The organism is Enterovibrio calviensis DSM 14347 (assembly GCF_000621165.1).
Taxonomy (GTDB): Bacteria; Pseudomonadota; Gammaproteobacteria; order Enterobacterales; family Vibrionaceae; genus Enterovibrio; species Enterovibrio calviensis.
Genome location: NZ_JHZA01000021.1, coordinates 1 through 22,715 on the forward strand (window position 1 = coordinate 1; position 22,715 = coordinate 22,715).

General features: G+C 46.7%; 20 protein-coding genes and 1 rRNA gene. 6 read left to right on the forward strand and 15 right to left on the reverse strand.

Annotated features, from left to right (window positions below):
• Positions 1-129: ribosomal RNA gene (locus tag Q365_RS0116130) — 16S ribosomal RNA — on the reverse strand; the annotation flags it as partial.
• A 491-nt stretch (positions 130-620) separates the two neighbouring features.
• Positions 621-1,175: a D-glycero-beta-D-manno-heptose 1,7-bisphosphate 7-phosphatase gene (gmhB, locus tag Q365_RS0116135; RefSeq protein ID WP_028024321.1), complete on the reverse strand. Its 555-nt coding sequence runs from the start codon at positions 1,173-1,175 to the stop codon at positions 621-623.
• A 125-nt stretch (positions 1,176-1,300) separates the two neighbouring features.
• Here gmhB and tsaA point away from each other — a divergent pair, with 125 nt between their 5' ends.
• Together tsaA and Q365_RS0116145 are read left to right on the forward strand one after the other, a co-directional pair.
• Entirely contained in the window at positions 1,301-2,005 is a 705-nt protein-coding gene (tsaA, locus tag Q365_RS0116140; RefSeq protein WP_028024322.1) for a tRNA (N6-threonylcarbamoyladenosine(37)-N6)-methyltransferase TrmO, read from the forward strand.
• A gap of 67 nt (positions 2,006-2,072) precedes the next feature.
• Complete coding sequence (locus Q365_RS0116145; RefSeq protein WP_028024323.1) at positions 2,073-3,791, forward strand: proline--tRNA ligase; 1,719 nt, start codon at positions 2,073-2,075, stop codon at positions 3,789-3,791.
• A gap of 51 nt (positions 3,792-3,842) precedes the next feature.
• On the opposite strand, the gene Q365_RS0116150 is transcribed toward Q365_RS0116145, so the two are convergent.
• Positions 3,843-4,775 (reverse strand): GGDEF domain-containing response regulator, encoded by a 933-nt coding sequence (locus Q365_RS0116150; protein ID WP_028024324.1) that lies wholly within the window; start codon positions 4,773-4,775, stop codon positions 3,843-3,845.
• A gap of 214 nt (positions 4,776-4,989) precedes the next feature.
• Here Q365_RS0116150 and Q365_RS0116160 point away from each other — a divergent pair, with 214 nt between their 5' ends.
• The 4 genes from Q365_RS0116160 to Q365_RS0116175 all read left to right on the forward strand — a co-directional run bounded on the left by Q365_RS0116160 (position 4,990) and on the right by Q365_RS0116175 (position 7,583).
• Entirely contained in the window at positions 4,990-6,144 is a 1,155-nt protein-coding gene (locus Q365_RS0116160; protein WP_028024325.1) for a patatin-like phospholipase family protein, read from the forward strand.
• Between the two features lie 102 nt (positions 6,145-6,246).
• Positions 6,247-7,104, forward strand: a complete 858-nt coding sequence (locus tag Q365_RS0116165; RefSeq protein ID WP_028024326.1) for a GGDEF domain-containing protein — start codon at positions 6,247-6,249, stop codon at positions 7,102-7,104.
• An 84-nt stretch (positions 7,105-7,188) separates the two neighbouring features.
• Positions 7,189-7,395: a YaeP family protein gene (locus Q365_RS0116170; protein WP_028024327.1), complete on the forward strand. Its 207-nt coding sequence runs from the start codon at positions 7,189-7,191 to the stop codon at positions 7,393-7,395.
• Positions 7,395-7,583 carry a DUF4250 domain-containing protein gene (locus Q365_RS0116175; RefSeq protein WP_028024328.1) on the forward strand — a complete coding sequence of 63 codons (189 nt, stop codon included), beginning with the start codon at positions 7,395-7,397 and terminating at the stop codon, positions 7,581-7,583. Before Q365_RS0116170 ends, Q365_RS0116175 begins: the two co-directional genes overlap by 1 nt.
• 85 nt (positions 7,584-7,668) lie before the next feature.
• Here the strand turns inward: Q365_RS0116175 and Q365_RS0116180 are convergent, their stop codons facing one another.
• From Q365_RS0116180 to bamA, 12 genes are all read right to left on the reverse strand, one after another.
• Positions 7,669-9,018: a sodium-dependent transporter gene (locus Q365_RS0116180; RefSeq protein WP_028024329.1), complete on the reverse strand. Its 1,350-nt coding sequence runs from the start codon at positions 9,016-9,018 to the stop codon at positions 7,669-7,671.
• 186 nt (positions 9,019-9,204) lie between these two features.
• Positions 9,205-9,516 carry a c-type cytochrome gene (locus Q365_RS0116185; RefSeq protein WP_028024330.1) on the reverse strand — a complete coding sequence of 104 codons (312 nt, stop codon included), beginning with the start codon at positions 9,514-9,516 and terminating at the stop codon, positions 9,205-9,207.
• A gap of 67 nt (positions 9,517-9,583) precedes the next feature.
• A complete protein-coding gene (gene tilS / locus Q365_RS0116190; RefSeq protein ID WP_028024331.1) occupies positions 9,584-10,900 on the reverse strand; it encodes a tRNA lysidine(34) synthetase TilS in 1,317 nt (438 codons plus the stop codon).
• Between the two features lie 116 nt (positions 10,901-11,016).
• Positions 11,017-11,979: an acetyl-CoA carboxylase carboxyl transferase subunit alpha gene (gene accA / locus Q365_RS0116195; RefSeq protein WP_028024332.1), complete on the reverse strand. Its 963-nt coding sequence runs from the start codon at positions 11,977-11,979 to the stop codon at positions 11,017-11,019.
• Between the two features lie 60 nt (positions 11,980-12,039).
• Positions 12,040-15,519 carry a DNA polymerase III subunit alpha gene (gene dnaE, locus Q365_RS0116200; protein ID WP_028024333.1) on the reverse strand — a complete coding sequence of 1,160 codons (3,480 nt, stop codon included), beginning with the start codon at positions 15,517-15,519 and terminating at the stop codon, positions 12,040-12,042.
• Between the two features lie 68 nt (positions 15,520-15,587).
• Positions 15,588-16,190, reverse strand: a complete 603-nt coding sequence (rnhB, locus tag Q365_RS26750) for a ribonuclease HII (protein WP_028024334.1) — start codon at positions 16,188-16,190, stop codon at positions 15,588-15,590.
• A gap of 3 nt (positions 16,191-16,193) precedes the next feature.
• On the reverse strand, positions 16,194-17,342 hold the full coding sequence (gene lpxB, locus Q365_RS0116210) for a lipid-A-disaccharide synthase (protein WP_028024335.1): 1,149 nt from the start codon (positions 17,340-17,342) through the stop codon (positions 16,194-16,196).
• Complete coding sequence (gene lpxA / locus Q365_RS0116215) at positions 17,342-18,130, reverse strand: acyl-ACP--UDP-N-acetylglucosamine O-acyltransferase (RefSeq protein ID WP_028024336.1); 789 nt, start codon at positions 18,128-18,130, stop codon at positions 17,342-17,344. The genes lpxB and lpxA overlap by 1 nt, the downstream gene beginning before the upstream one ends.
• A gap of 2 nt (positions 18,131-18,132) precedes the next feature.
• On the reverse strand, positions 18,133-18,585 hold the full coding sequence (fabZ, locus tag Q365_RS0116220; protein ID WP_028024337.1) for a 3-hydroxyacyl-ACP dehydratase FabZ: 453 nt from the start codon (positions 18,583-18,585) through the stop codon (positions 18,133-18,135).
• A 132-nt stretch (positions 18,586-18,717) separates the two neighbouring features.
• On the reverse strand, positions 18,718-19,743 hold the full coding sequence (lpxD, locus tag Q365_RS0116225) for a UDP-3-O-(3-hydroxymyristoyl)glucosamine N-acyltransferase (RefSeq protein WP_028024338.1): 1,026 nt from the start codon (positions 19,741-19,743) through the stop codon (positions 18,718-18,720).
• Between the two features lie 12 nt (positions 19,744-19,755).
• A complete protein-coding gene (locus Q365_RS0116230) occupies positions 19,756-20,265 on the reverse strand; it encodes an OmpH family outer membrane protein (RefSeq protein ID WP_028024339.1) in 510 nt (169 codons plus the stop codon).
• A 22-nt stretch (positions 20,266-20,287) separates the two neighbouring features.
• Complete coding sequence (gene bamA / locus Q365_RS0116235; protein ID WP_028024340.1) at positions 20,288-22,687, reverse strand: outer membrane protein assembly factor BamA; 2,400 nt, start codon at positions 22,685-22,687, stop codon at positions 20,288-20,290.
• Between the last annotated feature and the right edge of the window lie 28 nt (positions 22,688-22,715).

Below are 22,715 nucleotides of genomic sequence, written 5' to 3' on the forward strand. Positions count from 1 at the left end.
CCAGCCATTACTCACCCGTCCGCCGCTCGTCATCTTCAAAAGCAAGCTTTTGAAATGTTACCGCTCGACTTGCATGTGTTAGGCCTGCCGCCAGCGTTCAATCTGAGCCATGATCAAACTCTTCAATTAGAATTTTGTTGTTATCCCCTCTCCCGAAGAAGAAGTTCTAACGCTCAATGAATACTGAATTACTTTTTTACCCTAAGGCAAAACTGCATTGACTGTGTTGACAGTGTCACTTCGAAAAGCTCAACCATCTTGGGTCACTCAGTTCATTGATAAATCTTATGTCTATCAAGTACGAGTGCCCACACAGATTGTATAGGTCAAATTGTTAAAGAGCTTGCTCAGACTCGCTGAGCGGAGAGAGATTTAAACTCAACTCCATTTTCGAGTCAAGCACTTTTGCTTTCCTCGTGTTAGCTGCAAACTTTGCCGTGCCAACAGGGAGCGCATTATAGGGAGCAAATTGATATTGGCAATACCTTTTTAGTGAAAAAAGCGCTTTTTCTCTAAAAAAATGCTCAAGCGTTCAAAAACCAACCATTGTGATGAAAAAACAGCCCTTTCGGGCTGTGTTTTGGACAGAAGGTTTATTGAAAGTAACAATAAACTCTCTTTTACGGTGCTTTCAAATACGCAGGAACATCAGCGATGCTATCCAAAACAACGCTAGCGAGTGTTTCAGCATCTTGCGTTACCTGCTTTCCAGTACGCACAAGGATCTTGGTATTCACGCCAGCATCACCAGCCGCTCTCATATCATCAGCTTTATCACCAATCATTACGGATTGGGACATATCTATACCTAGATAGTCACGTGCAGACAAAAACATACCAGGTTTAGGCTTTCTGCATTCGCAATCAATCTTGTATTTTTCGTCACCGTGTTCTGGGTGATGAGGGCAATAATAGATGCCGTCAAACTCAACACCTTTGTCGGCAAAGTTCCAATCCATCCACTCAGTAAGAGATAAAAAGTCATCTTCACTGTAGTAGCCACGAGCAATCCCTGACTGGTTTGTTACCAGCACAAGTAAATAGCCCATATCTTTGAACGCGCGGCACGCATCAAAAACGCCTTCGATATATTCAAAGTCATCGACTTTGCTGATGTAACCATGATCGACATTAATAACGCCGTCTCTATCAATAAATACCGCTGGTTTGGCCAATGCTCTGCCCTCTATATATGCTTAGTCCGCGATTATGACATGCAATCCCCTCATCATCTATTGTCTAACCGCAGTCTTAATCAACTATGTTAAAATCCGCTCAACAAGAATCACAAGGCAACGCTATGAAATACTCACTAACGCCTGTGGGTTGCATTCAGTCTCCATTTAAAGAAAAATTCGCCGTACCTCGTCAACCGGGTCTAGCACCGAGCGCAACGGCATCGATACTTCTCTGCGGAGAAGCGAATCAAGAAGATGCCATTCGAGGGATTGAGCAATTTTCACATATATGGGTGCTTTTCCTTTTCGACCAAAATCTAGAACAAGGCTGGACGCCAACTGTTCGACCTCCACGTTTAGGCGGCAATGAACGTATAGGTGTCTTTGCTAGCCGCGCGACGTTCAGACCCAACGGCATTGGTATGTCGGTTGTTTCTGTGAAGGGCGTAAGAAAGATCGGGCACCAAGTCATCGTCGATATCGGTAGTTGTGATCTTGTTGATGGCACACCCATTATCGATATCAAGCCCTATATTCCATACTCTGATGCGATTGAAAGTGCAGAAGGTGGCTACGCGGGTGAGGCGCCAAAGACACTCGAGGTTATCTTTAGTGATAACGCGACACACAAAATCAAAAGCCAGAAAGACAGCGAACACAAAGAGCAGGTGATTCGTGAAGTATTGGCTCAAGATCCCCGTCCGGCTTACAAAAAGGGGAAAATGGACACCAAAGAATATGCCGTCCATCTTTTCGACTTAAATGTGAAATTTATCGTCGAGGAACCTTTAATCACAGTGACAGCCATAGAAGCCTTTTGCGATTAGAGTTGTCACTGGTAGTATGACTCACTTATTACCTTCCATAATGTAACTTGATAAACGGATAGCATAGATGCGTACCAGTAAATACCTTCTTAGTACTCTGAAGGAAACTCCAAACGACGCAGAAATCATTAGCCACCAGCTAATGTTGCGTGCTGGCATGATCCGCAAACTGGCCTCAGGCCTATACACTTGGTTGCCAAGTGGTTTGCGTGTTCTTCAAAAGGTTGAAAAAATCGTTCGCGAAGAAATCAATAATGCTGGCGCTATTGAAATTCTAATGCCCGTGGTTCAACCTTTTGAACTGTGGGAAGAAACGGGTCGCTCTGAAAAGATGGGTCCTGAGCTTTTGCGCTTTACTGACCGTCACATGCGTCCGTTTGTTCTAAGCCCGACCGCGGAAGAAGTGGTTACGAGCTTGGTTCGCAATGAAATCAACTCGTACAAACAGCTTCCATTGAACTTGTACCAAATTCAAACCAAATTCCGTGACGAAAGACGCCCTCGTTTTGGCGTAATGCGTGCACGTGAATTTTCGATGATGGATGCATACAGTTTCGATTTGGACAAAGAAGGTCTTCAAGCATCATACGAAGCAATGCACGTTGCATATTGTGCTGCATTCGATCGTATGGGTCTGGATTACCGTCCAGTGCTTGCTGACACCGGTGCGATTGGTGGTTCTGCTTCTCACGAATTCCACGTTCTTGCGAACAGTGGTGAAGACGTTATCGCATTCTCAACAGAATCTGATTACGCAGCAAACGTTGAGATGGCTGAAGCGCTAGCACCAGCAGGTGAACGTGAAGCGGCAACACAAGAAATGACGATGGTTGATACGCCTAACGCAAAAACCATCGCGGAGCTTGTTGAACAATTCAACCTTCCAATTGAAAAGACCGTTAAAACGCTGTTTGTTAAAGCATCGGAAGAGTTTGATGGTGAGTTGGTTGCATTGCTTGTTCGTGGTGACCATGAGCTTAACGAAATCAAGGCAGAGAAACTTCCACAAGTCGCTGTGCCTTTTGAATTCGCAACTGAAGAAGAAATTCGCGCTGCTGTCGGTGCAGGTCCAGGTTCTCTTGGCCCAGTAAACCTATCACTGACCTTCATTGCAGACCGCAGCGTTGCAGCAATGAGTGATTTCGGCGCTGGTGCAAACATCGATGACAAACACTACTTCGGTATTAACTGGGGTCGTGACGTTGAGTTGGGTGATGTTGCAGATATCCGTACGGTTGTTGACGGCGATCCAAGCCCTTGTGGCCAAGGCACGCTTCAACTTAAACGCGGTATCGAAGTTGGCCATATTTTCCAGTTGGGTACTAACTACTCAGAGAAAATGAATGCAGGTGTTCTCGGTCCTGATGGCAAAAACACAATCCTAGAAATGGGCTGTTACGGTATCGGTGTATCTCGTGTTGTTGCGGCTGCCATTGAGCAAAACTACGACGACAACGGTATAATCTGGCCAGATGCGCTAGCACCTTTCACCGTGGCTATCGTACCAATGAACATGCACAAATCTGAGCGCGTGAAAGAAGCGGCAGAAAAACTGTATGCTGATCTTACTGCTGCCGGTATTGAAGTTATCTTTGACGACCGTAAAGAGCGTCCAGGCGTTATGTTCTCTGATATGGAATTGATGGGTGTTCCTCATACCGTGATCATTGGCGAGCGCAGCATGGACAACGGTGTATTTGAATATAAAAACCGCCGTGACGGTGGTGACAAATTGCCAGTTGAAATTGAAAACATGGTTGAGTTCATCAAAGCTAAGCTAGCTTAATTACTTATCATGAAAAACGCCTCCTAACTTGGAGGCGTTTTTTTATCTGCATTAAACTAGATTCTCAGAAAACGTCACACAGTTCCTGCCTAGCTCCTTTGAGCGATAGAGCGCTTCATCAGCTCTTTTGAAATAGGACTCAACTCTCGCGATCTGCTCCCCTGCTTCAATAAACGTCGCACCGAAGCTCATAGTGGCGGCAATATGCGTGTCTTCATAGACAAAATCATGTTTCTCAATCGCCAGTTTTATTCGTTCTAGCACTTTCACTGCGCTATCGATTGTCGTTACGGAAAAAAGAAGCAAAAACTCCTCTCCACCAATTCGTCCTAACCGATCATAGGGCCGCAATTGCTGCGTTAACAAATCCCCCAACTGACGCAAGACAGCATCACCGGCGGGATGTCCGTACTTATCATTGATTCGCTTAAACCAATCTATGTCGCAAACGACAAAACAAAGGTTGTCTTTCGCTCGGTGCGCACGCGAAAAATCTTCATGAATGCGCTCGAACAATGCTCGTCGATTAAGTAAGCCTGTGAGTTCATCAAAGCTCGCAAAGTGATCCAAACGCACCATCGCATCCACCAAACGGGATTGTAGCTCTAAGGTACGTGTGCCGACTTCAACCCTCGCTTTGAGCACCTGCGTATTGAATGGTTTAGATACATAGTCATTCGCGCCTTTGTTTAAACCGTGGACTATGGATTCTGTCGCGTCTCTGGCTGTACAGATAATGATGTAGGGCGGGTTCGTAGTGTCAATTTGCCGGATCTTTTCGCAAAGCTCGATACCACTGTAACCGGGCATTTCCCAATCAAACAGCAGAAGAGATGGCGGCTTAGGTTGCATCATCACTTCTAATGCTTCCAGTCCATCATGCGCAACAACGGTTTTAATGCCCCATTTGTTCAGCAGTACTTCAACCAGCTTTGCCGTTGCCTTGTCGTCATCGGCGACTAACGCCGTTATAGAAGGAACCATGAATTAGCCAAACTGGGAGAAATGTGAACAAGAATATATCATTTGCCGTTCTACTTTCTTATTGCAGTTAAACAGCGGCACCCTAGCTTTTAGCGCTTGATCACAATCAATTTATAAAGTTTATCAAAAACGCCATAGAGAAATGGCGCATGACTCAAACACTTATATTCTGAGTCATACTCAATATTGACCAGAAAAACTGAGTGCTGACGCGATGGCATCAAATAGACAAACCAATCCACACCCAAAAAAGATAGCACTACTATTGAGTGGGGGTGGTGCTCGCGCCGCGTATCAAGTGGGGGTAATGAAAGCAATATCTGAATGGTATCCTCGAGTCCACGCAAGTCCATTCAACATCTACTGTGGGACATCGGCTGGCGCGTTAAACGCGACCTCGCTTGCCTGCCATACGTCATGTTTTCGACTCGGCGTCAAAAAACTGTCATGGCTATGGTCCAATCTTCACACCAAACATGTCTTCGAAAGTTCATATCATGGCATGATTCATCATCTGGGAAGACAAGCCTTTGCTCGCGCGCAAGCCCGTTATCATTGCGCACCGCCTTTTGGCCTTTTGGATAATCGCCCACTTCGAAATCTTCTAAATAAAGTACTTAATTTCAGCAAGATAGAACACCAAATAATGAAAGGAAACTTACACGGGCTGGCTGTCACTGCTTCAAACTACCAAACCAGTAAGTCCGTTACCTTCTATCAAGGGCACAAAGATATTCCGACATGGACTCGCTCTCGCGCCATTGGTATAAAAAGCCAAATTACCACTGAGCATTTACTGGCGTCATCAGCAATCCCAATTGTTTTTCCTGCTTCAAAAATTGGTCACGGTTTCTATGGTGATGGCTCAGTCCACCAAATCGCCCCCCTTCGCCCAGCCCTAAAAATGGGGGCTGAGAAAGTCCTTATCATTGACTTAGCACCAAAATCTCACCCTACACCAAACCACACCGCGCCCGCACCAGGCCTAGCGATGCTCGGCGGACACCTCATGGATGCGATCTTTGCCGACACATTGTCCGCCGATTTGGAGCACCTCGACAGAATGAATAACCTGGTATCAACCGTCGACAAAACCAAAGCCGATAATTTGGCACTGCGGCAAGTTGATGCCTTCCACCTCTCACCATCATCTCCCTTTGAACCTCTCGTTGAACGATACTATTGCCACATGCCAATTGCGGTTCGTAGCTTGATGCGAATCCTTGGAATAAGCCCTTCTGAGGACGCTGCCATCACGAGCTATCTGTTATTTGAACCGAAATATATCAACCACTTAATTGACATGGGGTATCAGGATGCGCAAAATCGTCGATCCGATTTAGAGAGCTTCCTCTCTGAGGAGGCATGAAAAAATCGAGGATAGCAGTTGCGCACCAATGATCTGGAACGCTTTTTGCTTATGTTTGTAAAAGCACGACAGTCATAGTTATTGGTTTCTGAGGCAATTTCGATGAGTACTCAACTGGAACAACTAAAAAAAGCGGCGATTCAATCACGCCGAGTTCCTCTTGGTGCGGATCAGCGTCTAATGGTGCTGCAAAAGCTTCAAGGTCGACTTGAAATCGACCAGTTATTTGAAGTTTTCACCAGAGAATTGGAAAAGCAAATCGACATCAATCGTCTGATATGGGAACACAATGATATATCCCATATCGTTAGGCGTGGTGGCACCTCGGGTTTCCGACAAACGTTCTCAGTAAAATATGCTCAGTCTCCACTTGGTATGCTGCAATACAGCACGCCCTACCAGCTCGATGCCGATGAAATCAGTCTGATTCATACCTACCATCGCCTTCTTGCTGGTCCTTTAAGCAACGCTATCGAATACAATCGCGTTCGTAACCTTGCTATGTTGGACGGCCTAACTGGCCTAAACAATCGCATCAGCTTCGAGCAAGACCTACGTCAATCTGTCGCGCTCACAGAGCGGAAAAATCATGGCTTAATTTTGATGATTTTTGACATGGACAACTTCAAACAGGTCAATGACACCTATGGCCACCTTGATGGTGATAAAGTGCTTCGTCGATTCTCACTGCTTCTCAATGAAGCCATTCGTGCATCTGATCGTTGCTACCGCTTGGGAGGTGATGAGTTTGCCGTCCTACTGACCCCTGCAACTAAAGAATCAGCACAGTTAGTTAATGACCGCTTAAAAACTCTGCTAGCCCAAGATTCACTATTAACCGCACACAACATTTCTAGTTCCGTGGGTTGTTCAGCATACCGAAAGGGCGACAACATCACTTCTATGTTTGAACGTGCTGACCGAAGCATGTACCGCAACAAAGCTAATCACCGCCGATAAACCGCATTCACGTTGCATGATAAAACCTCCATCAAAAAGGCTTTTTGAGGTATATTTCACTCAAATTATATCCAAGGAGTAGCAATGAAAGTCTACGGTTGTTGTGATCTGATCCGTCAACGTTATGCGGAAATTGGTAGTGGAGAGCAAGGCTACATTCCCAACGCGATAGCTTGTGCGGTTAAAGCATTGAATGACATCGCATCGGATGAATCTCTCCCTAAAGATAAAAGAGAGCAAGCTGCATTTGCCGCGGCAAACCTACTGATCAGTGACCATGAGGATGCTTAATGGATCTGAAGCGATTTGAATCTATGGACACTGTGATGCTATTGAGCATTGTGAACATGAAACTACGAGACGAGTTCCCGTCATTGACTGAACTCGCAAAGTACTTTGAAATTGATGAATCAGCGCTAGCATCAAAACTTGCTGGCGGTGGTTTTGAATACCAGCCAGAACAAAACCAGTTTCGATAATCACTCTTTTGAAACAAAAAAACGGAAGCGGCAGCTTCCGTTTTTCATTCTATTCATTGCTCACATTATTGATTGATTCAAACCGCTAAGCCAGTGACATCCAGATCACGGCAATAACCAGTGCAGGACAAACAAACTTTACATACGCTGGCCAGATTTTCCAGAACAGTCCTTCTTCAACATTGTCATATCCTTGGCGGAGCTCTTTGAGTTTTTCACTACGCGTCCAAACCCAACCACCATAGAGGCAGAAAAGCAGAGCTGCGATTGGCTGAACATATTGTGTTGCGATTGTCGCAACTAAGCCAAACATACTGCCGAAGTTAAACACTATCACACCACTAAAGAGTGCGATGGCACCACCCAATAACCAGCTCGCAATTGGACGTTTAGTCCCTAAACGTTCACTCATTAAAGAAACGGGACATTCCAACATTGAGATGGATGAAGTGAGTGCAGCGATGGTCATTAACCCAAAGAAAATCAGTGCGATGAATGGGCCGGCTGCACCCAGCCCAGCAAACAACATTGGCAACACATCAAACACCAACGTTGATGAGCTCAACAAGGCACCACTCTCGTCGTAAATTTCCACGCCTTGCTGCATGGCTGCAAACATAGCAGGCAAAATCACAAGTCCCGCAATAACCGCAACAGCCGTATCAACCAAGGTGACATTGAGCGCCATTTTCGGCAAATTTTCTTTGCGACTTAGGTAAGACCCATAGATCAACATCGAGCAGCCGCCGATGGTAAGAGAGAAGAACCCTTGGCCCATCGCTGCTAAAATCAAATCGCGGTCCATGACTTTAGAAAAATCAGGAATAAGGTAGTGCGCCAATCCTTGTGTCGCGCCTGGTAATGTCATGACATATACAAACAATACGCCGAACAGAACAAACAAAGCAGGCATTAATCGGGTAGACCACTTTTCAATCCCCTCTTTAACACCAGCCTGAACAATCAAAATGGTAAGAAGGTAAAAAATCGCCGCACCAAACAGGTTTCTTTCAACTGAGAACCCTTTAAGCCAGTTAGATACATCGGTCAAACCGATAATGTCAGCCGCAGCAGCCAACATAAACGAGACTAACCATCCGCCAACAATGCTATAAAACGCTAACACAAGACAGGGAACGAGTAGCCCAATAAAGCCAACGCTACCTCCAAGTCGCTTAGACACAGGAGAGCGTCCTAGCTTTCGCATACTATCGATAGGGTTAGCCTGACCATGACGACCAATTGCCATTTCTACCACCAGCATTGGGTAAGCCACCACTAGGATCATCAAAAGATATACCAGCAGAAATGCACCGCCGCCATTGCTCGCAGCTTGCGTCGGAAAACCCCAAATGTTACCAAGACCTACAGCCGCACCCGCAGCGGCAAGTACAAACCCAACTCTAGAGCTAAAGTGCTCGCGTCCTTCTGCCATTGTATCTACCTCAAACGGCGTATCAGTGAGCTAGTACATTAGTAAAATCTAGTGTTAATAGCAATAGTAGTGAATTTGAATGGATAAAAAACGACCAAGCAACATATAAATCTGCGAGTTAATCCAAAACCAATAAAAAAGCCACAACTGGCGTTGTGGCTTCAATTAGCAGAACCTGCGGAGCAATTATTTCATTTGCGCGTAATAAGCGGCGAGATTTTCCATGTCTGCATCGCTAAGCATCGTTGCTTGAGGCTTCATGATTGCAGCTTGCGCACTAGTGCGCTCTCCATTTTTATATGCTTTAAGCGCAGAAACAATGTACTGCGGATTTTGACCTGCTAGGTTTGGGTACCCCGGAATGGCAGCGATACCATTTGCACCATGGCATGCAGCACAGATTGCCGCTTTCGCTTTTCCAGCTTCCGCATCTCCAGCGGCAAATGAGGGAGCAGCCGCCATCATGGCAACCAGCCCCAAAGAGATAATATATTTCATTGCTTCCTCACTTATAGTTATGTCGTACCAATCAATCTTTACACGTGAATAACACTTGCGCACTTAATCAATGAGTTTTGTGCCAGACAAGTTCACACTCCTGCCCTTCAAACCCCACACACACAAATAAATCGGCAACCCCAGCAAGCTGGTCACCGAAATAGATCAGTGGGGTTCTTCTTCGCATCCAGCTTGGTACACCATATTCCTGAAACAACTTTTTAAGCTTGCGTTTTCCTTGCCGCCCCAAAGGATGAGCGTACACGCCCTCAGGATTAAATTTCACCGTTACACTTTCTTCGCTACGAGGTGCTCGCAGGCTGAGGCCGTGTACAGTCCGACTTTCTGTCATCAACAAGGTGCCGAGGTTATCAGGTAAATCAGTCACACAATTTAATGCCAGAACTCGCTGCTCATCCGTCACATCATTCATCTTACTCAAGCAATAGAGCGCGTTTTGAAAACGTCTCAACATCCACTCGCCAAGCCTCATTTCCGGGTTGGCATCGCACGCCGCATCAACAACTGAATGCAATATTTCCTTAAGCTGAACCTGTGAGACGCTTTGTCCCATCACCTTCTTCAGCCAACGACGAAGTAAAGCAACTTGCATACGTGACGAATACGTTTGTAATGCTGAGATCGATAAGCCGCCATCAGGCAATTCAATACGAGCGTCGTGTTCTTCCAACAATTCGTCTATTAAGGCTTCTTGTTCCGCACACAGCATCGATGTGCGATTAACCGCTTTCACAAATCCAGGCCAACGCTCTCTAACTTTTGGCAGCCATACTTGCCTGATAAAGTTACGATCAAAACGGCAGTCCAGATTACTTTCATCTTCTACCCAAGCTAAGCCTTGATCATTGGCATAAATTTCAATGTCCTGTCGTGACACCGCGAGTAAAGGGCGTAGCAACTGCGCCTGAGCAAGTCCCCTAATTTGAGGCATTGCAGCGAGCCCCGCGGGTCCACTGCCACGTTTTAGCGCCAAAAGAAACGTTTCAGCTTGGTCGTCTGAATGTTGTGCTGTCAGCACCAATGCTTCGGGCTCGACGTTCAACGAAATCGCACTATAGCGAGCCTCTCTGGCTTGCTTTTCAAGGCTTTCACCCTGCTTTTCGAATTGAACTTTTAATCCCCTGAAATCAAAGCCAGCATCAGTCGACCATTGATGGCATTTCTCCATCCATTCGTCAGCGTTTTCGCTGAGTCCGTGATGCACATGAAGGATCAGGTAACGATGCTGAGGATGAATATCTCGGTAGGTAGAGAGCAAATCCAGCATTACACGCGAATCCACGCCACCACTGAATGCTAAAACAATCTGACGCGGTGTCACAGCATGAGCATTAAGGACATTTTCAAACACGGAGAACAGCATAAGTGCCTCTTAGATAGTGCATTCTCGATATGATAGCACCACAAACAAAAAAAGGGCCATAAGGCCCTTTTCCAACGTCAGTGTCGATTCTTAGTTGAGAACCGAATCAACGCAATTTAGCAATAACCGTAACTCAACAGGCGCTGGTAGCGTCTTTCACGAAGTGCTTCTTCGTCAAGTTGCTCAAGCTCTTCAAGTTGGGCCAACAGCAACGCTTTGATGTTGGATGCAGTCAGCGTCATATTTCTATGCGCACCACCCATTGGCTCTTCGATGATATTGTCGATAAGACCCAACTCTTTCAAACGCGGCGCAGTCATTCCCATGGCATCTGCCGCTTGAGGGGCTTTATTCGAATCACGCCACAAAATCGATGCACAACCTTCCGGAGAGATGACTGAGTACGTCGAATACTGAAGCATATTAACGAAATCACCCACACCGATAGCCAAAGCACCGCCAGAGCCACCTTCGCCAACAACGTTACAGATAACTGGCACCTTCAAACCTGCCATTTCTTTTAGGTTGCGAGCAATCGCCTCTGACTGACCGCGCTCTTCTGCACCAACCCCTGGGTATGCGCCCGCGGTGTCGATGAATGTGATGATCGGCATTTTGAAGCGCTCTGCCATTTTCATCAGGCGCAATGCCTTACGGTAACCTTCTGGCTTCGGCATGCCAAAGTTACGAATGACTTTCTCACGGGTTTCGCGACCTTTCTGGTGACCGATGATCATCACCGGACGGCCGTCAATACGCGCCATACCGCCAACAATCGCTTTGTCATCCGCATAGGCTCTATCACCCGCCAGTTCTTCGAACTCGGTGAAAATAAGATCGGCATAATCCAAGGTATAAGGACGACGTGGGTGACGCGCCAATTGCGCCACTTGCCAGGCGCCTAAGTCACTGAAGATTTTTTTCGTCAATTCAGCGCTTTTTGTCTCCAATTGCTCGATTTCTTTATCAAGATTGACAGCCTCCGGATCGTCACCGCGTTTGGACACTACACGCAGGGCTTCAATTTTTGCTTCCAATTCAGCAATCGGCTGTTCAAATTCAAGGAAATTAAGACTCATAGAGAAAGAATCCTGTTCAGGTAATTAAGTTGCCCTGTTATGTCAAACAGGGCAAACGTATCAGTCAAATTCCAACTCGACCTGTTTGTCGCCGAGCAACGTTTTTAAATCATCGATGAGCTTATCATCGGGCGTAATACGCCATTCTGTACCTAAGACCAACTTCGCACGAGCGTCGTCACGCTGATAATAAAGATTAACAGGAACGGTCCCTGCGCGATAAGGCTCTAGGATTTCACTAAATCGTTCAAAAAATTTGTTATCAATTTGCCTGTCAGTCACGGATATAGCAAGACTACGCAGGTACTTTTCACGCGCTTGAGAGAGATCAAGCACTTCTCGTGCCGACATTTTAAGGCCACCATTGAAGTCATCAAAGCTGACCTGTCCGGAAACGACTAAAATTCGGTCTTTTTCAATAAGATCTAGGTACTTTTCTAATGCATCTGAGAACAGCATCACTTCCATGCGACCTGATCGATCGTCAAGCGTTAGAATACCAATACGCGTTCCACGCTTGGTCGTCATCACACGAGCTGCAATCACTAGACCTGCAACGGTCGACACCACGTCGCGCTTTGTTGCGTGTGCATCTTCTAAGCGCCAAGTGATGTAATGCTTAAGTTCTTTCACATAACTATTAATTGGGTGACCTGTTAGGTACAAACCCAGCGTTTCACGCTCACCTTCCAGCCACACTTTTTCAGGCCAATGCGGAACATTGGCATATTTGTGTTCAACCTCTTCAGGTGCGTCTGTCAATACGCCAAACATATCCGCTTGACCAAACGCCTCAGCTTGACGATGTTGGCTGGCGGCTTTAATCGCATCATCCAACGATGCCATCATGGCGGCACGGTGAGGACCTAAGCGATCAAGCGCCCCAGCCTGAATCAATTTTTCAATGACACGCTTGTTAACTTTTTTGGTATCGACGCGCGCGCAGAAATCGAAAAGATCACGGAAATATCCACCTTTCTCTCGCGCCTCAATGATGTTCTCAATCGGTGTTTCGCCTGCACCTTTAATCGCACCAATGCCGTAGACGATTTCGCCTTTGTCATTCACGTTAAAGCGATAAAGACCCGCATTCACATCAGGAGGCAACATCGTCAACTTCATGCGACGACACTCTTCGACAAGGCCAACGATCTTGTCTGTGTTATCCATATCTGCAGTCATTACCGCAGCCATGAATTCAGCGGGGTAGTGCGTTTTTAGCCAAAGGGTTTGGTATGACACCAAGGCATAAGCTGCTGAGTGCGATTTGTTAAAGCCGTAACCCGCGAACTTTTCAACCAAGTCGAAGATTTTCATCGCCAACTCGCCGTCCACGCCGTTATTCACCGCGCCACTTTCGAACGTGGCGCGCTGTTTAGCCATTTCTTCGGGCTTCTTCTTACCCATTGCGCGACGCAACATGTCTGCACCACCTAGGGTGTAACCAGACAATACCTGAGCGATCTGCATGACCTGCTCTTGGTAGAGAATGATGCCATACGTGGGTTCAAGGATTTCTTTTAACGAATCGTGCTGCCACTTTTCATCTGGGTATGACACCACTTCACGGCCGCGTTTACGGTCGATAAAGTTGTCAACCATGCCTGATTGCAATGGACCAGGACGGAACAATGCAACCAGTGCGATCATATCTTCAAAGCAGTCTGGTTGAAGACGCTTGATAAGATCTTTCATACCGCGTGATTCCAACTGGAAGACGGCAGTAGTTTCTGAGTTTTGCAGAAGCTTAAATGACGCAATGTCATCCATCGGAATAGCTTCAATGCGTATCGCTTCCTGACCCTCAGCTTGAAGACGAGGGTTAATCATCTTAAGCGCCCAATCAATGATGGTGAGCGTACGCAAGCCTAAGAAGTCGAACTTAACTAGGCCGGCGGTTTCAACGTCATTCTTATCAAATTGGGTGACGGGGAAATGACCTTCACTGTCACAATAGAGGGGGGCAAAGTCAGTGATAGTGGTTGGTGAGATAACCACGCCACCCGCGTGTTTACCCGCATTTCGCGTACAACCTTCGAGGATTCGGCAAGTATCTATTAGCTCACGAACTTCTTCATCAGCTTCATAAACTTCACCCAACTGAGGCTCGGCATCAAAGGCTTTCGCCAGTGTCATACCCGGATCGGGTGGTACCATCTTAGAAATACGATCAACAAAACCGTAAGGGTGCCCCAACACTCGGCCAACGTCTCGAATAACCGCCTTCGCTGCCATGGTACCGAAGGTAATGATCTGTGATACCGCATCACGACCATACATTTCCGCTACGTGATCAATCACCTTATCGCGTTTATCCATACAGAAGTCGACGTCGAAGTCGGGCATGGAAACACGTTCTGGGTTAAGAAAACGTTCGAACAGGAGGTCAAACTCCAATGGATCGAGATCCGTGATCTTCAGTGCATAAGCAACAAGTGAACCCGCACCAGACCCTCGCCCTGGGCCAACAGGGATATCGTTATCTTTCGACCACTGGATAAACTCCATCACGATGAGGAAGTAACCCGGGAAGCCCATTTGGTTGATAACTTTTAGTTCTATATCTAGGCGATCGTCATACTCTGGACGACGATTAGCGCGATCTGCCGGATCGGGAAATAAGAATTCAAGGCGCTCTTCGAGACCTTCTTGAGATTTCTTAACTAAGAATTCTCCGATCTCTAAACCTTCCGTAGGAAAATTCGGCAAGAAGTATTCATTCAAACGCACTGTCACATTACAGCGCTTTGCAATCTCTACTGAGTTCGCGAGTGCTTCGGGAATATCTTCAAATAGCTCACACATTTCCTCGGCGGTGCGAAGATATTGTTGCGGGCTGTAGTTTTTCGGACGACGCGGATCTTCAAGCGTGAATCCATCGTGAATGGCGACGCGAATTTCATGAGCATCGAAAAGATCAGACGACAAGAAACACACTTCGTTCGTCGCCACTACGGGCAAATCGTTGTCCGCAGCAAAATCTAACGCAAAGTGCAGATATGCGTCCTCATCGGGACGCCCTGTGCGGATCAATTCGATGTAATACGCATCAGGAAAGTGAGTCTGGTAAAACGCCGCACATTGCTTGGCGAGTGTCATATTACCTTTCAGCAGTGCTTTACCAAGATCACCTCTTCGCCCACCTGACAGGATAATTAACCCTTCACTCAGTTCGCCAAGCCATTCGAGGTCAATAACGGGTTGGTGTTGAACATGGCCACGAAGATAGGCTTTGGAGATCAGCAGCGTCAGGTTTTTGTATCCCGCATTGTTCGCTGCCAGCACGGTCAGTTGACATAGATCGTCACCAAACGCCGGTGATTGAACTTTAAAGTCAGCACCGATGATGGGCTTCACACCGCAAGTTTGCGCCGTGTTGTAAAACTTCACCAAACCACACAAGTTCGTAAAGTCGGTCAACGCCATTGCAGGCATGCCAAGTTCGCCCACTTTTTTAACTAAAGGCGGCACCTTGCCAAGGCCGTCGACCATGGAATAGTCACTGTGAACACGTAGATGGATAAAGCGTGGGTCTGACATAGTACTCGTACGTTACTGATTCATGATTTGATAGAGAAAAAAAGGGGAGCTAAACTCCCCTCTCTGCATTATGCAATGCCTAGCGCTTTCTTTACAGGTTTAAAGCTCTTGCGGTGCTGAGAGATTGCACCATGCGCTTCAAGTGCTTCAAAATGCGCCTTAGTTGGATAACCTTTGTGCTTTGCAAAACCATATTGAGGAAATTCAGCATCCAGCACTTCCATTTCTCGGTCACGCACAACTTTAGCAAGGATAGAGGCTGCGCTGATTTCTGCGACACGCAAATCGCCTTTCACCACCGCAGCACCTGGCATAGGTAGCCCTGCAGGAACGCGATTTCCATCAATAAGCACAAAGTCAGGTTGAATCGGCAGGCCTGCCACCGCACGTTCCATCGCAAGCATAGTTGCCGCTAGAATATTAATGTCATCAATTTCTTCGGGCTCTGCTCGTCCAAGTGACCACGCCAATGCTTTTTCTTTGATGACTTCAAAGAGCGCTTCACGTTTTTTTTCAGTCAGTTTTTTTGAATCCGTCAGCCCTTCAATCGGGTTATTGGGATCCAAAATGACGGCTGCGGTGACAACAGCACCGACTAATGGACCACGGCCTACTTCATCAACACCAGCAATACGCTGGGCGTTTGGATAAACAAAAGGTTCAAAATCCATGGTTCATCGCCCTATTAAATTGAGTACAGCTTTCGCAGATGCTTTATCGGCATCACAACGAATAACATCATGTAAACGCGTGAATTCAGCCATTAAGTCAGCATTGTCACTATCTAGAAAACGCGAAACCTCTGTCACCAATTCTTCTGGTGTGCATGCTTCTTGTATTCTTTCTGGCACTAACTCTCGCCCAGCAAGAATATTTGGCAAAGACACAAACTCTGTTTTGACTAGGCGACGAGCAATCCAAGCAGTAATGGCATTGACTTTGTACCCTACCACCATTGGCCGCTTAACTAGCATGCACTCAAGCGCAACGGTACCTGACGCGAGAAGCACCATGTCTGATGCAGCAATCACATTACGAGCGGTATCATCCACCAACGTAAACTCAAGCTCAGGTGCGATGTCTTTCCACGCTAGCTCAAACTGCTCTCTTCGCTTTTCATTCACAACAGCCACGACGAAGCCAAGGTCAGGATAACGCGCTTTGAGTAACTTACAGGTTTGGATAAATATTGGGGCGAGAATTTTCATCTCGCCACCGCGACTGCCTGGAAGCACAGCGAGATAACGAGTGTTTTGCGCTAAACCTAACAGTTCACGAGCAACAGATTTATCACTTTCTAAGGGGATATCGTCAGCCATGGTGTGGCCAACAAAGTCACAGGGCACATTAAACCTGTCGTAAAACGCTTTTTCAAAAGGCAAGAGCGCCAGTACCAAATCTGTGGCTGCGGCTATCTTAAAGATACGTTTTTGCCGCCACGCCCATACACTTGGGCTGACATAATGGACGGTCTTGATACCCGCATCTTTCAGCGACTTTTCAAGCCGCAAATTGAAATCTGGCGCATCAATACCGACAAATACGTCAGGCGGATTTGCGACAAAATGCTCAACGAGTTCTCTCTTTACCGTTAAAAGACGAGACAGACGACCAAGCACCTCCACCAAGCCCATCACGGAAAGCTCTTCCATATCGAACAAGGTTTCACACCCTAGAGCTTTCATTTTGGGGCCTGCAATCCCAACAAATTCAGCATCAGGATATTGCGCTTTGACCGCTTTTATAAAGCCTGCACCTAAAATATCGCCGGAGATTTCTCCGGCGACTATTCCAATTCGAAGCGGCTTAGCAACAACAGCCATTATCGAATAATACCTCGGCTCGATTTTTCGAAGAATTCAACAAAAAGCTGGAGCGCTTCTTCGTCTTTCGCCATGTCAGCGACAGACTTTTTCGCTTCTTCAAGCGTTTTGCCTGAACGGTATACTTCTTTATAAACCGCACGAATCGCTTTAATGGCGCTCTTTTCAAAGCCTCGACGCTTAAGGCCTTCCACATTGATACCGAACGGCTCGCAGTGGTTACCTTGTGCCATTACGTATGGAGGTACGTCTTTTACAACGATTGAACCGCCACCGAGCATGCAATGACTACCAATCGTACAGAACTGATGGATTGCCGTCATGCCGCCAACAATAGCAAAGTCACCTACCGTCACGTGGCCTGCAAGGGTTGCGTTATTGGCAAAAATACAGCGATCACCAATCACGCAGTCATGAGCAACATGGGCGTTAATCATGAACAGATTATCGCTACCAACTTGGGTATGACCACCATCTTGAACCGTGCCACGATGCATGGTGACACTTTCACGAATCGTATTGCGATCGCCAATTTCCAACGTGGTGGGTTCACCAGCATACTTCAGGTCTTGGCACTCTTCGCCAATTGAAGCAAATTGGAAGATCTTGTTGTCTCGTCCAATTTTTGTTGGGCCTTTAATAACCACATGCGTTTTTACTTCGGTGCCTTCACCGATCTCCACCCCTGTGCCTACAAAGCTGAATGCGCCAATCTTAACGTTAGCGCCGAGGGTTACCCCCTCTTCAACCACTGCGGTTGGGTGAATTTGGGCAGATTCATGGATCACAATTAAAACTCTCTTCTGGCACACTTCAGGTCGGCAGAACACACAACCTTACCATCAACTTTTGCAATACCTGTAAAGGCTGCAATGCCACGTCTTTCTTTAAGGAACTCTACTTCCAGCACCATTTGATCGCCCGGCGTCACCGGCGCACGGAACTTGGCGTTGTCGATACTCGCAAAGTAGTAAAGTTCATTCTCTTTTGGACTACCAAAGGTTTTGAATGCCAATAGGCCAGTAGCTTGCGCCATGGCTTCAAGGATCAAAACACCTGGGAAAATAGGAAGCTGCGGGAAATGCCCCGTAAATTGCGGTTCATTAACCGACACGTTCTTGATGGCATGAAGATATTTACCTTCTTCAAAATCAATAACGCGGTCGATAAGCAGAAACGGATAACGGTGTGGCAGCAATTCTTTAATTTCGTTAATGGTCAATACGTTGTTTTCGCGACTCAAAGTAATATTCCCGTATGAAAGCTTATTATTCGTCGTTGATAACGCAAAATGGCCTACTCTGGAGAATTCGGTAGATTAAGACGTATCTCAATGTTCCGGAATCTACAAGCGCAGGCCATCTAAAGACAGCAGTTATTCGCTATCTTCTAGCTGTTTTTCAACGGCTTTTAATCGTTTATGCATGTCTTCGATCTTCATAACACGTGCGGCAGTTTTCCGCCAATCACGATTCGCTTGAAGTGGAATACCCGAAGAATACATACCAGGCTCAGTGATAGGTCTCATCACCATCCCCATACCGGTGATAGTGACACCGTCGGTAATTTCAATGTGGCCATTCAATACACAGGCACCGCCAATAATGCAGTGTTTGCCTATTTTGGTACTTCCCGCCATGACGGTGGCACCAGCAATGGCGGTATTTTCGCCGATCTGAACATTATGCGCGATCTGACAAAGATTGTCGATGATGACACCATCACTAATAATGGTGTCATCAAGCGCACCGCGGTCGATCGTCGTACACGCGCCTATCTCGACACGATCGCCAATCACCACAGTACCGACTTGAGGGATCTTAACCCAGCGACCTTTGTCATTCGCATAACCAAAACCATCAGAACCGATCACAGTGCCTGACTGCACTAAGCAAGACGCACCAATTTGAACACCATGATAGACACTCACGTTTGCCCAGAGCTTGGTATTCGCGCCAAGTTTTGCATTTTTACCGACAAAAGAACCTGCGCCGACTTGAACATGGTCACCAAGCTCAGCACCCTCTTCGATCACGGCATTGTGACCAATAGAGACGCCCTCTCCAAGTATTGCGGACGGTGACACATATGCACTAGGCGCAATATCGGTCGCGCAACGCGGCGTCGAATCTAACAGCTGAGCTGTCAATGCATAACCTAAATACGGGTCTTTAACCACAAGCGCATTGCCACTGCAGTATGCGAGGTCGGCTTCCTTGACCATCACCGCGCTGGCTTGACATTGTGCGAGGTGTTTACGGTACTTGCTGCTCGACAAAAATGTAATCTGCCCATCAGCAGCCTTATCCATACCCGCAATTGAAGAGATGACAACTGTACCGTCGCCATGCAATTCAGCACCCAGTTTTTCCGCTAATTCAGCGAGCGTAATAGAAGCCATTTTTTACCTTACTTATTTGACTGCTTTCAGTACTTTCTCTGATAGGTCATCTTTCGGGCTTGCATACAAAACGGCTTGACGATCTAACACCATGTCATAGCCTTCTTTTTTCGCAAGACGTGTGATGGCCTTTTGCAGTTTTTCTACTAATTTACGTTGTTCTTCAGCACTACGTTTACGCTCATCTTCTTTCAGATTGCCGACTTTAAGCTTGTAGTCTGCATCATAAGATTGTAGTTCGCGTTGAAGCTTAGTGCGCTCGCTATCACTCATCAGCTCGCCATTACGCTTCAGTTTTTCAACGCCTTTTTGCAACTTGCTTTCCAAACGCTCAACTTCGGCAATGCGGTCTTTAAACTCTTTGCGCAGATTTTCGCTCACATTGCTTTGCTTGGCCATTTGAGCCAGCACAGGACCCGTCGCAACGTAGCCAACTTTTTGAGCCGCTTCAGCCGCAGATGCAAATACAGAAGCACTGAACATGGCTAGGCAAAGGCCTGCCGCTTTGATAGTAGGTTTCAATCTATTCTCCTAATATTGAAAATCAGAACGTTTGGCCAATTGTGAAGGTAAAGAATTCTTCATCATCGCCTTCGTAACTCTTGATAGGCTTCGACAACGAGAACACCAGCGGCCCCATCGGAGAGCGCCACTGAATAGCCGCCCCATAAGACGCACGATAATTGCTTGGGTCGCTATAGTCGTAAATGTATTCTTGTCCGCTGATAACGCGAGCATTATCTAAGTCATACTCGGTATCCCATACCGAGGCGGCATCAACAAACACACTCGTACGAATCGAGTTTTTCATTTCGACAGAAACAAACGGCGTTGGCACGATTAACTCGACACTTGCCAATGCAATGGCGTTACCACCTACAGAGTCGTTGCTACCCACCAACGCTGGATTATTGCCTGCGCCTTGGTCATACACCGCTTTAGGGCCAGCAGTGTTCGAGCGGAAGCCACGCAGTGTTGAGTAACCACCAGCATAGAAGTTTTCATAGAACGGCAGTAAGTACTCATTCTCGTCGTTCTTGCCATAGCCATTACCGTATCCCAGACGGCCGCGCATGAGCAGCGAGAAGCTGTGTGATTCAGTCAATGGTACGTACTGTCTTACATCATATTGCGCTTTAAAGTACTGGGCATCAGAACCCGGAACCGTCATGCGGAATGATGCACGTTGATAATTACCAGCAGTTGGGAAGAAACCTCGGTTAAGGTTGTTGCGACTCCAACTAACAGACCAATCAAAGTCATCGACTTCTAGCCCGCTGTCATCAGTCACGTTGTCTCCCATTGAATCGAGGAATTTCTGGATCTGATAATAGCCGCCCAGATTTTCAATTTGGCGATGGGTATACCCCAGCGAGAAATCGAAGTAGTTCAGCTCATCAAATGGGAAACCCCACGTTAGGCTAGTGCCATAGCTTTTGTCGGTATAATCAACGATGTTTGCGTCTGACGCTTCAAACTCATTATAAAAAATCTTTCCGCCCAAACTGATGCCATCAAGTGTCCAGTATGGGTCGCGATAATCCAATGTCAGGTTTTTTTGATAATCGTTAATCATGGCATTGATACCAAAACGATTACCCGAACCCGCAAAGTTGTCTTGCTGTAAGCCTGCTTGGAAACTAATGCCCGACTCAGTACCGTAACCAATACCAAAGTTCACACTGCCGGAGTTGGTTTCTTTGACGAAATACTCTACATCGACCTGATCATCAGTACCTGGAACACGGGTTGTGCGAACATCAACAGTTTCGAAAAAGCCGAGTCGATTAAGGCGCTCTTTACTGGTTTCTACTGACTTAGCATTAAGCCATGAACCTTCCATCTGACGCATTTCTCGGCGTAATACCTCATCACGAGTGATCTGGTTACCAGAGAACTTAATGTTGCGAACATAAACACGCTTGCCCGGATCGACATTCACGTTTAAGGCAACGGTGTTTGCATCGTCGTTAAATTCAGGAATGGTAGCAACTTGCGGGTAGGCATAACCTTGTTCGCCCAGCGCTCGCTTAACTTCATCTTCTAAGCGCGTCACTTTCTCGCCGCTGTAGACTTCGCCGTCCTCAAATGGCACAAGCGAAGCAAATGCAGCACTGTCCTTTCCGCCACGCACATTGACGTCAGAAACCGTATACGGTTGCCCTTCATCGATGTTAAGGGTGATATACACGCCCTTTTTGTCAGGCGAAATGGAGACGTTTGTCGCGTCAACACGGAATTTCAAATAGCCACGGTTGAGATAGAATGAGCGAAGGCTCTCTAAATCGCCGGCCAGCACTTGTTTTTGATACTGTTCATTGGCGAGAAAATTCCACCAAGGCACATTTGCACGTAGCTTAAAATTATTTTTAAGTTCTTCGTCGCTAAACACCGTGTTGCCAATGAAATTGATCTGCTGGATGGTCGCAGAAACACCTTCAGTGAATACAAACTTAATGTCGGCGCGATTACGCGGAAGTGGGGTGATAACGGCGTTGACCAGCGCGTTATACTTACCCACGCTGTAATAGAAATCTTCCAGTCCCTTTTCGATATTTGAGAGCGTGGTGCGATCAAGCGCTTCACCAACGCGTAAACCTGACGCGGCGAGATTCTCAGAAAGCTGCTCATCTTCGATGGCAGAATTTCCTGAAAACGAAATACTCGCCACCGTTGGTCGCTCAATCACCTTAACGAGAAGGTCATCACCATCCCTAAAGACTCGAACGTTTTCGAAGTTCCCTGATGAGAACAAGGATTTGATGATCCCTGATACATCGCCTTCATCAATATTGTCGCCAACTCGCACGGGCATCGAAAGCAACGCCGCACCGAGACTGACTCGCTGGAGCCCCTCAAATCGAATGTCTTCTACTACGAACTCATCGGCCGTAACAGAACTTGAAAGAAGAAGAGAGGCCAGTAAAAGTTTTTTCATCGCCATTGCTGCTCTGAGTGTCCTTGCTAAACGC